Below are 12,392 nucleotides of genomic sequence, written 5' to 3'. Positions count from 1 at the left end.
GGAGAACACCGGGTGACGGGGATTCGGGGAAGCGATGGGCGTGGGTGCTCGGCTGCGGGCCGCGCTGTCGCTGCTGCTGTGGCCGGCCGCCCAGCTGATCGGCCGGCTCCGCTACGCCCAGAAGTTCCTGCTGGTCGGCCTGGTTCTGCTGGTGCCGCTGGTGGTGACGGTCAACCAGTACGTTCACGTGCAGCGGGAGAAGATCGATGCGACCGTGCGCGAGCAGGAGGGCTTGCGCTACCTGCGGACGCTGCTGGTGATGTCGGGCGACCTGGTGCAGGCCCGGCGGTCGGCGGTCTCCGAGGGCTTCGACCTGTCGGTGAACCTGGACGCCGACGTGGCCCGAGTCGACGAGGTGGACCATCAGACCCACGGCGCGTGGGAGGTGCACGCCGAGTGGGCGCGCACCCGGGAGGCCATCGTCGCCGCGCTGAAGGCCAGCGATCAGGCGAAGTCCGTCCAGTTCCAGGAGTACCAGGCCGCCTCCGACTCGACCCTCGCGCTGATCGTCACGATCGGTGACCGATCGGGGCTGATCCACGATCCTGACCTCGACTCCAACTACATCGCCCGGATGCTGCAGGACTGGCTGCCCTCACTGTGCGACGTCGCCGGCCGGATCGCCGACCTGCTCGAGGTGACCGTCCAGGAGCAGACCGGCGACCAGCTGACCACCTTCATGGAGCTGGGCCAGTACTTCGGCATCGTGACCACCAGCAGCGACCACCTGACCCGGGCGGCGGACGCCGTGGCGGCCTCGGCCGGCGACGACGAGGCGGTCGCCTCGATCCGTGGGCAGTCCCGCGAGCTGAAGGCGGTGACCGCGGCGATGGGCGAGCGGCTGGCGTTCGCCGTCGAGCACAAGTCGCTGGAGCAGTTCCCGTCCCACTCGGCCGACGCGGTCCGGGTGGCTACCAACAACTACGCCTCGGTCGCGGTCACCACGCTCGACCGCCTGCTGCAGACCCGGATCGGGCAGTCCACCGCCCGCATCCGCGAGGTGCGGCTCTGGCTCGGGCTGGCCTCGCTGCTGGCGGTCTACCTGTTCGCCGGCTTCTACTTCTCGGTCGCCACCCCGGTGGGCCGTATCGTCGAGGCGCTGCGCGCGGTGGCCGGCGGCGACCTCAGCGCTCGCGTCCAGGTCAGCACCCAGGACGAGCTCAGCTATATCGCCAAGGCGCTGAACGAGACGATCACCACCACCGAGGTCGCGACCGGGCGCCTGGCCCGCCTGGCCAGCAGGGACACGCTCACCAACCTGCCCAACCGCGCCGCCGTGCTGGACCGCCTCGAGCAGGCCCTGCTGCGGGTCCGGCATCGATCCGACCTGATGGCCGTGCTGTTCATCGACCTCGACCGGTTCAAGCTGGTCAACGACTCGCTCGGGCACGACGCCGGTGACGCGGTGCTGCGCGCGGTGGCCGAGCGGCTGATCCGTGGGTTGCGCGCCACCGACACGGTCGCGCGGCTGGCCGGCGACGAGTTCGTGGTGATCAGCGAGGAGGTCCCCGAGGTCGGCGCGGCGGTGGCGGCGGCCGAACGGGTGGTGGCCGGCATCAGCGAGCCGATCCGCGTCGAGATCAAGGGCGGGCACCGGGACATCACCATCGGCGCGAGCATCGGCATCGCGTTCGTGGCGGCCGGCAACCCGGTCACCGCGGATGAGCTGCTGCGCGACGCCGACGTGGCGATGTATCAGGCCAAGCAGCGCGGCCGCGGCCGGGTGGAGATCTTCGACGAACGGCTCAGCTCGGCCCTGGAGCGCCGGGTGCGCACCGAGCAGGATCTGCGCCGCGCCATCCACGACGACGAGCTGGTGGTTTTCTACCAGCCGATCGTCGAGGCCGGCAGCGGGCGGACCGCCGGTTTCGAGGCGCTGGTCCGCTGGCAGCACCCGACCCGCGGGCTGGTGTCGCCGGACGAGTTCATCCCGGTCGCCGAGGAGAGCGGCCTGATCGTGGCGCTCGGCGCTTCGGTGCTGGCGCAGGCGTGCCGGCAGCTGGCCGAGTGGCAGGCCGGCCGGGCCGACGGCGAGCTGCTGCGGATGTCGGTCAACGTGTCCGCGCTGCAGTTCGAGCACCCGACGTTCGTCGAGACCGTCGCGGGCGTGCTGAACAGCACCGGCATCGATCCCGCGGCGCTGTGGCTGGAGATCACCGAGTCCGCCCTGGCCGCCGACATCGCCCAGGTGACCAAGGCCTTCGAGGCGCTGCGGGACCTCGGAGTCCGGCTGGCGCTCGACGATTTCGGCACCGGCTACTCGTCCCTCGCCCACCTGCGCCGGTTCCCGGTTCAGGCCCTCAAGATCGACCGCTCGTTCGTGGACGGGCTCGGCCGGGACCCGGAGGCCACCTCGATCGTCCAGATGATCATCGGGGTGGCCCAGACGCTCGGCCTGCTGGTGATCGCCGAGGGCGTGGAAAACGCCGGGCAGGCCGAGGAGCTGGAACGGCTCGGCTGCAGGCTGTTCCAGGGCTACTACTTCGGCCGCCCGGCCCCCGCCGATATGCACCGTCTCACGGCGATTTCCCCGGCTTCCTGATAGTCGGCCCTCAGCCTTGCCAGACTGGGGGAACAGCGGCCATGGGGGGAAGAACATGCGGGTCAGACGTTTGCGCTTGGTGTCCGGGCTGGCGATCCTGCTGACCGTCGCGGCGCTCGCCGCCTGCGGGAACAACGCCGGCCCGGGTGGGGCGGCCGGGGCACAGACCCTTACCGTGTGGCACTACGAACGCCCGGAGAGCGCGATGGGCCTCGCCTGGACCGAGGCGATCAAGCAGTTCAAGGAATCCCATCCCGGGGTGACCGTCCGGTTCGAGCAGAAGACGTTCGAGCAGATCCGGCAGAACGCGGCCATCGCCCTGAACGCCGACGACCCGCCCACCGTCCTGGAGTACAACAAGGGCAACTCGACCGCCGGCCTGCTCGCCGACCAGGGCCTGCTCACCGACCTCACCAGCGAGTCGGCCAAGCGAGGCTGGGACAAGCTGCTCACCCCAAGCCTGCAGACCACCACCCGTTACGACAGCGCCGGCATCATGGGCAGCGGCGCCGTCTACGGCATCCCCAACTACGCCGAGTTCGTGATGGTCTACTACAACAAGGACCTGTTCGCCAAGTACAAGGTCAAGGTCCCGGCCACATTCGCCGAGCTGCAGCAGGCCATGGACACGTTCGTCAAGGCCGGCGTCACGCCCCTGTCGGTCGGCGGCGCCGAGTACCCGGCCCAGCAGATCTTCTACGAGCTGGTGCTCTCCAAGGCGGACCGCACCTTCGTCGACAAGTACCAGCTCTACAACGGCAAGGTCGACTTCACCGGCCCCGAATTCCGGTTCGGGGCCAGCACCTTCGCCACCTGGGTACGCAAGGGCTACATCGCCAAGAACGCGGCCCGGGTCAAGGCCGAGGACATGAACCTGGCCTTCACCAAGCAGCGCTTCCCGATGGTCATCGTCGGCAGCTGGATGTACGGCGACTTCGTGCGGGACATCAAGGACTTCCAATGGGGTACGTTCCTGTTCCCCGGCAACACGCTGCACCCGGGTTCCAGCGGCAACCTTTGGGTCGTGCCGGCCAAGGCCAAGGACAAGTCCCTCGCGTACGACTTCATCGACATCACCATGAAGCCGAGGATCCAGAGCCTGCTCGGCGAGTCGGGCGGGGTCCCGGTCCGCGCCGACCTGCCCCCGCCGTCGGCCGAGAAGAACAAGGAGCTGATGACCCGCTTCGCCACCATCGAGGCCGAGGACGGTCTGGCCTTCTACCCGGACTGGCCGGCGCCGGGCTACTACGACGTCCTCGGCGTGGCGATCCAGGACCTCATCAACGGCAACAAGACCCCGGATGCCGTCCTGGCCGACATCGCCAAGCCCTATGACGAGAACTACGTCCGGCTCGGCCGGTGAAATCATCGATTCCGCGCCGAGGTCACTGCCCATGTGCGCCTCGCAGGAAGCGATGGAAGTCGCCGGTGATTGCCTTGGGCCGGCCCCACAGGCGGCCGAGGTCTCGGGCAGATGTGCGGTGGCCGACTCGGTGAGAACTCATCCATCTGCCGAGGTGAGGACCGTCGCCGTTTCCTGACGAGCCAGTCGCGGTGTGTATCGCGGGCGTAAGGAGAGTGCATACGCCGCTGCAACGGCGCTCCCTTTTGGATCGTCGCATGACCTCTGCGCATTCTCCTGCGCCCAGGCCTGCCGACCAAGGAGGGAAGATGATCTTGAAATCGGATTCCGTACGCGGTGTCGCCCGCCGGCGGATGCTGCAGTGGGGCGGCGCCGCGATCGCCGGTGTGCCGCTGGTGCGCGCCCGCGCCGGTCACACAGACCGGCTCCCGGCCGGCTCATCGGGGCCCGACAGGATCCCGCCGGACACTCTGCCCGGAGGAGCCTACGACCGGTACGTGGCGCAACTGGCCGCCGCGGGCAAGTTCTCCGGTGTAGTACTGCTGTCCCACCGCGGCCGGACGGTGCTGTCGCGCAGTTATGGCATGGCCGACAGGGAGAAGGGGGTCCGGAACCGTGAGGGCACGGCGTTCAGCCTCAGCTCGGCGGGCAAGCCGTTCCATGCGGTGGCGATCCTCCAGCTGGCGCAGCAGGGCAAGCTGCGGCTGGCAGATACGGTGGGTGAGCACCTGACTGGTTTCCCCCGGGACGTCGCCGAGCGGGTGACCATTCACCATCTGCTCTCCGGCATGTCCGGGCTGAAGTCTCCGGCCGAGGACGTCCGCCGTGTCTTCCACAGCCGCGACGAGGTGCACGCGTACTACCGGCGAAGGGCCCGGCAGGCGAGTCCGGCCGGCGTGCCGGGCCTGCCCGACACCGACCACGCGGAGGCGGAGGTCACCATCGCCGCGCTGATCGTGGAGGCCGTGGCCGGCATGACGTACTGGGACTACGTCGAGGAACAGATTTTCCAGCGCTGCGGCATGACCGGGTCGGCGTTCCACACCAGACCACAGTGGCTCACCGACGCGAACATCGCTCACCCGTACATGACGCTGGCTGACGGCAGCCAGGTGGACGCCGTCCGCAATCTCGACAAGAGCAGTCCGCGTATGGAGACGCTGGGCAAGAACCCTGGCCGCACCTACATCGATGCCCCCGGTGACAGCGGCTTCGCCACCGCCCCGGACCTGGTCCGGTTCGCGCACGCGTTGACTGACGGCACGGTCCTGGACCGGCCTTGGGCGGATGTGCTCACCGCAGCCAAGAATCCGCTTGGCCCGGCGGGATTCAGCACCTACGGGCCTCCGGCCATGATCGTCGGCGGCCAGTGGACATACGGACGCGGCGGCGGGAACCCCGGTGTCGGCGCCAACTGGAACGTCTACCCGGATACCGGCTGGGCCGGTGTCATCCTCACCAACCGCGACGACGTGCCCTTGGTGGAGATGATCGGACGGGAGATGCAGGCCATCACCGGAGTGGCGCCGCCGCCCGACGGATCAGGCGGCTGACCTGGTCCAGCAGCGGCCACCTCTCACGGCCCGGGTTCCGAAACGCACCGCGAGGGTGCGGACGAGAGGTCGACCGGACCGGCCGTATCCAGGTTCACCTGCGGGTCGGTCGGTCAGGGAGCAACCGCTCCTCGTGATCGAGTTCGCGCTCCAGGACTCGGAGGCCCTCGTCGGGCAACCGTCCGGCGTCGCGCCAGCACAGCAGTTCGTCGCGTTGGGCGTCGAGTGCAACACGACGTACGTGCAGCGCGGCCTCGTATTGCGGTGAGATCGGCGTACCGGTCGTGTCGTCGTTGGCACGCAGGAGCACGATCCGGTCCTGGTAGCGGTCGAGCCGGGCACGCAGTTGCTCGCGCATCGTCTCGATCACGGGGGTGCTGATGTCGTCGTGTTCCTGTTCCTCCAGTTCGTCGAGTGCGGTGAGGGCTGCCCGTACGGACGCCGATCGGGCTTCGTTACGCAGTTGGGCCTGGTCGTTGTCGTCCGCGCGTAGCCCGAGCAGGCCGACGATCGGGGCGAAGCTGAGGCCCTGCCCGACGAGGGTGACGAGCACGACGACGAAGGCGCAGAACAGCAGCAGGTCCCGGGCGGGGAAGCCGGCCCCGGTATCGGTGGTCAGGGGCAGGGTGAAGATCGCGGCGAGGCTGATCACTCCCCGGGTGCCGGCCCAGCTGAGCACGGCGACCTCCCGTGCCGACCATCGTGCGGGTTCCGTCGCCGGAGGGCGGCCCCCGCGGGAGCGTGCGCGCAACAGTGCTGCCGGCAGGATCAGAGTCAGCAGCAGCCACAGTGGTCGCAGCAGCAGGACGACACCCACGGTGACGGCGACCGCGGCCACGACGGTTGCGGTGTCGTACCCCGCGAGCCCGTCGATGACTTGCGGGAGTTGCTGGCCGATCAGCAGGAAGATCAGGCCTTCGAGCAGGAAGTCGACCAGTCTCCAGACGGCGCTGGTCTGCAGACGCCCGGCGCCGGAGGCCGATCGTGGTGTGTGGTGCCCGACGATCAGCCCGGCGACGACCACCGCCAGCACACCGGAGACGTGTATCTGCTCGGCCAGCAGGTAGGCGCCGAACGGGGTGGCCAGCGAGACCGCGTTGGCCAGCAGCGGATCCGCGCTCAGCGGCCGCGACAGCAGACGCACCAAGAAAGCGATCATCACCCCGACGACGGCGCCACCCGTGGCGACGATCAGGAATCGGCCCAGCGCGATGGGCGCGGAGAAGCCGTCACCGGTTGCCGCCGCGACCGCGACGCCCAGGATGGTCAACGCGGTGGCGTCGTTGAGCAGCCCCTCACCCTGGATCACCGTGATGATGCGTGGCGGCAGCCCGGCCTTGCGGCCGACGGCCAGTGCGGCCACCGGGTCCGGTGGTGCGACGGCCGCGCCGACCGCGACACCGGCGGCCAGGGTCGCCCCCGGGACCAGCCAGGCGAAGCCCAGGCCGATCAGCAGGGCCGTGAGCAGGACCAGAACGACCGACAGGCTCACCACCGTCGTCAGATTGCGGCGGATCGCGAGCATCGAGGAGTCCAGGGCGGCGCTGTAGAGCAACGGCGGCAGGACGAGGGTGAGGATGATGTGCGGCTCGAGGGCGATGTCGGGGCCGGGCAGCAGGGCGTAGCCGATGCCGATGAGCGGCAGCAGGGCCGCGGCGGGCAGCCCGGTCCGGGCCGCGACCCACCGCACCACGGCGACCACGGCGACAGCGGCGAGGACGAACACCAGTACCGACTCGACATCCACCGGCCAATCCTCGCGGACCGGCCCGGAAACAGCGAAAACCGGGGAGTTCGAAAAACGTGGCGTCCGGGTTCGTGCGGAATCCCGGTGGCGGTCGGCGATCTCTGTGCTACGGTTGCCCGGTTGCAGTTTTGATTTCCTTAGACGTTTTTCGGCGCCTCATGGATTTTGTGATCCATGCAGGCGCTTTTCGTTTTTCGTGTCGGTTCCGGCGCGGGTGATCAACGCGGCGGCGTCAGGGTCCGCACGGTGCGGCCCCTGCAGGCCTGCGAAGGAGCAGACATGACGACAGGTACCGTGAAGTGGTTCAACGGCGACAAGGGCTTCGGCTTCATCACCCAGGACGGCGGCGGCGCCGACGTCTTCGCCCACTTCTCCGCGATCTCGGCCAGCGGCTTCCGCAGCCTTGAGGAGAACCAGCGCGTCGAATTCGACATCTCCCAGGGGCAGAAGGGCCTGCAGGCGGAGAATATTCGCTCGCTCTGACCTGCGATCCCCGAACGGCGGCCCGACTGGTTCAGCGGGCCGCCTTTCAGTATTTCCTGCTTGTTCTTTCTCGGTCCATTCTGATGATGTTCCGTGACCTGCCGCACGTGCTTTGTTGCCGTGCCGTCCCCGGGAGTATTTACATGACCACGGTTGTCACCACCCCGCTCGGGCAGGGTGCCCGCGCTGGTTTCCCGCGTTTCAGCCGACCGGCCGCTGCTGGTGACGGCATCCGGGCCTGTGCCTCGTTTCTCGCTCCGGCCGCCGCGGATCCGGGTCCGGTCCCTCGTGCTGCGGACCGCGGCGAGACGGCCATGCACCGGCTACGCAACCCCTTCGCCGTGATGGCCGGCACGACGATGCCGTCAAGTTGCTGACCTGCTCGACGCTGCTGTAAGAGGGCGACCGGCGCGGACGGGACCGGCGTGGCCTGGCATCGGGCGGCGCCCGGCGCCCCGGCCGACTTCGACGCCTGGCTCCGGCACCGGACCACCACACCTGCGCTACCGTCAGTTTGCCGTTCAACCCCGGCCCTCACCCGGCGCCACTGCGGAGCAGTCCGCCGCGTTCCCAACGGCGACTACAGTGAGCGCTGCCCCACCCGCATCACCTGGAGCGGCCCGGCGCGTGATCGCGCTCGACGCTCGGCTGCTCGATCTGATCTGCGCGCCGACCGATGTTCTTTGCCTGCGCGGTCACCTGGTCGCCGAGTGAGTGCAACCGAGTGGCGGCGGCCGGATCCGGTGACTCCTCCGCGCTGCGGTGCAGAATCGCTTCGGCCACTTCCAGACGTTCCGCGGTGTCGTGCATCGCGGCCGCAGTCCGTTGCCGGCTGGAGGTTTCATCATGCGCAGTCATGTCGAAGATCTACCCGCAGATCCGGCGCGCCAACATGGCTCCTCCGGGCAGCAGGCCGGTCGGCGGCCCTTGAGCACCGTGCGAGCTGCAGGAAACTCGCCGGCGATGGCAACGTGAGCGCTGAAACCAGTACCGCGTGAACAGGGCCGACGGCGTAGGTCCTCGGGTTAGCCTGGAATGTACCGCGCCACTTTGTATCCCCGAATCAGGGCAATCGGCTGATCGCAGCGAATCCGTCAGGGGAAACGATGCCAGCAGGATCCGAACGGGCCGGCAGTACGAACCCCGGGCCGTTACGCCAGTCGGCGGTGCTCGCTGCCGCGCTGGACGCCTATCTGGCCTTCGACGCCTCCGGGCGGGTGGTGGCCTGGAATCCGGCCGCCGAGACGACGTTCGGTTACACCCCGGCTCAGGCGTGCGGTCGATCGGTAGAGGAGCTGATCGTCCGGCCCCAAGCACGGGAGACGGGGCGAGTCGAACTGGCGACGCTGGCCCTCGGCCTGCCGGGGCAGACCCGCGGCCGGCGGTTGCAGTGGTCGGCCTGGCACGCCGACGGTCACGAGGTGCCGATCGAAATGACATTGACGGCCACCGAGGAGCCCACCGGCCGGGTGTTCCACGTCTTTGCCCACGACGTAACCACCGCGCAACGAGCCGGCCTGTTCGCCGCAGCGGAAGTCGCCGTCGCCCGGAGCCTCGCCGAATCCGACTCCAGCACCGCCGCCGCCGCCCGTGTGGTCGAGGCCCTCGGCGTGAAGATGGGCTGGCCGGTGACCGAACTGTGGATCGTCGACGACGATCGGCAACTGCTGACCTGCCTTGCCCGTCACGTCGAGCCCGGCCGCCGGCTGCGGGACTTCGCCATCGACGTCCTTGAACCGGGCATGGCCTTGCCCGGCCGCATCTGCGCCGACGCTGCACCGCACTGGATCTCGGACCTGGCCGCGGACACCGGCTCCCTGCGCAGCCGCGCCGCCGCCCGGATCGGGCTACGTGTGGCCGTCGGCGTTCCGCTGCGCACCGGCACCCACATCCTCGGCGCTCTGTGCGTCTACGGCGACCGCGTCGAAGATCCCGAAAACACCCTGATCGGCCTGCTCAACGGCCTCGCCGCCCAGATCGGGCAATATGTGGAACGGCGCCGTGCCGAAGAACTGGCCATCGAGCTGGCCCGTACCAAAGACGAATTCCTCGCCATGGTCACCCACGAGCTGCGCAACCCGCTCGCCGCGATCACCGGCACCGCCGCCATGCTCACCAGCGAACTCGATGGCCTTGCCCCCGACGAGCAGCGACACTACCTGCAACTCATCGCCCGCAACGCCGAACGCCTGTCAGTCATGGCCGACGACCTGCTCGACCTGGCCCGGCTCGAATCCGGCAACCTGGCCATCGACCCCACCGACACCGACCTGTGCGACATCATCCGCCAGGCGCTGGAGGCGATCACACCATCGGACAAGAACCTCATCGTCTCGCTCCGGCTCCCGCAACGGCTGGATCTGCACGCCGACCCGGGCAGGCTGCGCCAGGTCGCCGACAACCTGCTGTCGAACGCCATCAAATACACACCCGCCGGCGGCACCATCACCGTCACCGCTACGACTGACGACAGCGGTCAGCGCATCACCTGGAGCATCGCCGACACCGGCATCGGTATCCCCGCTGCCGAACGACCCCGGCTGTTCCGCCGCTTCTACCGCGCCTCCACCGCCCTCGAGCGGCGCATCCCCGGCACCGGCCTCGGCCTGGTCATCGTCCGGACCATCATCGAACGACACCATGGCTCCATCCACCTGGCCGATCACCCCGGCCCTGGCACCACCTTCGTCATCGAACTCCCGACCAAACCGCAATAGCCCGTCGGCAGCACAGACAACAGCCATGGGCCGCGGCCGAAGCGAGATGTTGCCGTACGTCGGCGATCTCGTCTGCGCTGGTGTGCAGTTCGGCCGATCATCGGCGGCACGATCATCGTCGACCCCTGCCCGGCCACGGCGAACCGACGCCGATCAACCACGGCAACGGACAGCGGCTGCACTCGATCAACGGGCTACGCACACCGCCTGAGACCCGTGTCTGCTGCCGTCCAGCCATCCCCCTCGCGGCATAACACCCTGATGTCCGGTCCCGGGGCGGAACCTCACTGCTACACGGGTGATCGGCCTCGACCGTACGGCGCCGGCAGCCGACCGCGGTTGAGCCGGCCCAGAAGTTGGCAGGCGAAAGCCCGGCGGCTGCCGAGCAGCACGCCCAAAGGAATCGTCACGATTAACCCCCGTCAATTCGCGATCCGTGTCGACGCTACGAAGGAGCTGGCCGGCGGGCAACCATGATATTTGTCATGGGTGGTAGTTACAGGCCATTTATCAGCTGACTCACAGCCAGTCTTCATCGGCTCCGCCAATGCGGCGATCGGGGGAAGCATCGGGGCCGGGCTGGGTCGTGTTCCTCGTGCGGAATCTGCCGGATGGTGAGTCGGTGCAATGAGTTTGCGGGCAGGTCGTCAGCCCACTGGTGGTCCTGTTCGTGGACCGAGCCGGCGGCATCAGCGGCCTGCTGAACGGGCCGTCGCGAATGGGCAGAAGGGCTCTGCTCGGCGTGGTTCCAACGTGGATAAATCGGTCGCAAAACCGACATTTTCAAGGGCTTTTTCGCCTTGATCGCATGATCTGGTCGAGTCAGAAACCCCGTGCTACATTGGCGTCGCTCCGGGGGCATCGATCATCATCACGGATGACCGGCCAGCATTGTGGGCTCTTTCTTCGAGGAGAGTTCCGTCCCTGCGCCGCCTTCATTTCTGCTGATGCCGGTGTCCTTCCTGGGGTAGCACGGGGGAAACGGGGAAGCGGGAAGGAACGCCAACTGTGGGCTGTCGTAACATCGATTCACCGTCGGTATCGCGGAATCGCGACGGGCAACGGGCGGGTCTGGACATCCAGAGACTCCAGAACCTGGAATAGTTCGCCACCCGGCAGAAACCTTTTCGAGCATGTTCGCGCGGACGTGCCGGTTCCTCAGCGCTTATACGCTGGGGAAAATCAGGCTGCCCGTCGCCATTCTCGGCGACGTGTGCATATCTTCCGAGCTTTCTCGAAACCCCTATGTCCGTTGTTTCCTTCATGAGATCGGAGAAGTCGTGTCGCGAACGCGATACCTCAAGACCGTGGCGGCAGTCACTTCCGCGGCGATGGTCCTGTCTTTCAGCCCTGCGGCTGCCCACGCCCAGGGCGAGCCTTCACCGAGCTCGGCTACCACCACCTCAGCCGACGCCGGCCAGGCCAAACTCCCCTACAGCGACGAAGAGATCCTGGCTCTGTTCGCCTTCGGAACCGGGCGGGCCGCCGCGGAGCACCCCGACGTGGCCGCCAAGTTCGTTCCGCCAGCCCAGGTGAAGGGCGCCTCCGAGGACGACATCCGTGCCCTGCTCGTATTGCTGAAGAGCATCGACAGTCAATACCACGAGAAGGTGACGGTCGATGTCCAGAGCAAGGACCCGGAGCTTATCCAGGCTGCTCTGGTGCGCCTTTCCCAGGATATTCAGACCTACGTTCAGCGCCTCCAGGCCCGTTCCGGAGGGAAGAATGTGACCGCCCAGGCCGATGCCGCGCGGGGTTCTTTGAAGGTCGGGCTCAATGTCCTTGTCACCGCCAACGCCGTAGCCAATGTCAATGGCGTTGTCTGGGGCAACGTTGCCGTCGCGACCGAGGCCGCGGTGGCCGCAGTCGCCGTGTGGCTGGCCGGCATCGTTCCAGGGTCATTGCGTTGTCGGGTAACTGCTGGTCACGGCGGTGATCAGGTCGTGTGAGCGACGGTTGGCTTGGCGTATGGCGCGGGCGATGTTGG

8 protein-coding genes are annotated in these 12,392 nt (G+C 68.0%); 6 read left to right on the top strand and 2 right to left on the bottom strand.

Annotation, left to right across the window (positions count from 1 at the left end; genetic code table 11):
* The first annotated feature begins 34 nt into the window (after window positions 1–34).
* From ACH442_RS44820 to ACH442_RS44810, 3 genes are all read left to right on the top strand, one after another.
* Window positions 35–2,542, top strand: coding sequence for a putative bifunctional diguanylate cyclase/phosphodiesterase (locus tag ACH442_RS44820; RefSeq protein ID WP_396344297.1), 2,508 nt, complete (start codon window positions 35–37; stop codon window positions 2,540–2,542).
* A gap of 55 nt (window positions 2,543–2,597) precedes the next feature.
* Window positions 2,598–3,905: an extracellular solute-binding protein gene (locus ACH442_RS44815; RefSeq protein WP_396344296.1), complete on the top strand. Its 1,308-nt coding sequence runs from the start codon at window positions 2,598–2,600 to the stop codon at window positions 3,903–3,905.
* Window positions 3,906–4,213: 308 nt separating this feature from the next.
* Window positions 4,214–5,458: a serine hydrolase domain-containing protein gene (locus ACH442_RS44810; protein ID WP_396344295.1), complete on the top strand. Its 1,245-nt coding sequence runs from the start codon at window positions 4,214–4,216 to the stop codon at window positions 5,456–5,458.
* 94 nt (window positions 5,459–5,552) lie between these two features.
* Here ACH442_RS44810 and ACH442_RS44805 read toward each other — a convergent pair whose 3' ends face one another.
* The gene (locus tag ACH442_RS44805) at window positions 5,553–7,205 is read right to left on the bottom strand and encodes a Na+/H+ antiporter (RefSeq protein ID WP_396344294.1); all 1,653 of its coding nucleotides are present in this window, start codon (window positions 7,203–7,205) and stop codon (window positions 5,553–5,555) included.
* Window positions 7,206–7,484: 279 nt separating this feature from the next.
* On the opposite strand from ACH442_RS44805, the gene ACH442_RS44800 reads away from it, so the two are divergent.
* Window positions 7,485–7,688: a cold-shock protein gene (locus ACH442_RS44800; RefSeq protein ID WP_396344329.1), complete on the top strand. Its 204-nt coding sequence runs from the start codon at window positions 7,485–7,487 to the stop codon at window positions 7,686–7,688.
* A gap of 606 nt (window positions 7,689–8,294) precedes the next feature.
* On the opposite strand, the gene ACH442_RS44795 is transcribed toward ACH442_RS44800, so the two are convergent.
* Complete coding sequence (locus ACH442_RS44795) at window positions 8,295–8,498, bottom strand: hypothetical protein (protein WP_396344293.1); 204 nt, start codon at window positions 8,496–8,498, stop codon at window positions 8,295–8,297.
* 296 nt (window positions 8,499–8,794) lie between these two features.
* Between ACH442_RS44795 and ACH442_RS44790 the strand changes: the two genes are divergently transcribed.
* Window positions 8,795–10,405: an ATP-binding protein gene (locus tag ACH442_RS44790; protein WP_396344292.1), complete on the top strand. Its 1,611-nt coding sequence runs from the start codon at window positions 8,795–8,797 to the stop codon at window positions 10,403–10,405.
* A gap of 1,133 nt (window positions 10,406–11,538) precedes the next feature.
* Complete coding sequence (locus ACH442_RS44785; protein ID WP_396344291.1) at window positions 11,539–12,354, top strand: hypothetical protein; 816 nt, start codon at window positions 11,539–11,541, stop codon at window positions 12,352–12,354.
* The last annotated feature ends 38 nt before the right edge of the window (window positions 12,355–12,392 follow it).

The sequence above is a fragment of the Actinoplanes sp. NPDC020271 genome (genome assembly GCF_044388125.1).
GTDB lineage: Bacteria > Actinomycetota > Actinomycetes > Mycobacteriales > Micromonosporaceae > Actinoplanes.
The sequence above is the reverse complement of the archived record's forward strand: the minus strand, read 5'-3'. Positions and strand labels throughout refer to the sequence as shown.

Coding starts and splice junctions, on each gene's coding strand:
- ACH442_RS44810 (WP_396344295.1), top strand. CDS start 4,214: ATGATCTTGAAATCGGATTCCGTACGCGGTGTCGCCCGCCGGCGGATG.
- ACH442_RS44820 (WP_396344297.1), top strand. CDS start 35: ATGGGCGTGGGTGCTCGGCTGCGGGCCGCGCTGTCGCTGCTGCTGTGG.
- ACH442_RS44790 (WP_396344292.1), top strand. CDS start 8,795: ATGCCAGCAGGATCCGAACGGGCCGGCAGTACGAACCCCGGGCCGTTA.
- ACH442_RS44795 (WP_396344293.1), bottom strand. CDS start 8,498: ATGCACGACACCGCGGAACGTCTGGAAGTGGCCGAAGCGATTCTGCAC.
- ACH442_RS44815 (WP_396344296.1), top strand. CDS start 2,598: ATGCGGGTCAGACGTTTGCGCTTGGTGTCCGGGCTGGCGATCCTGCTG.
- ACH442_RS44800 (WP_396344329.1), top strand. CDS start 7,485: ATGACGACAGGTACCGTGAAGTGGTTCAACGGCGACAAGGGCTTCGGC.
- ACH442_RS44785 (WP_396344291.1), top strand. CDS start 11,539: ATGTTCGCGCGGACGTGCCGGTTCCTCAGCGCTTATACGCTGGGGAAA.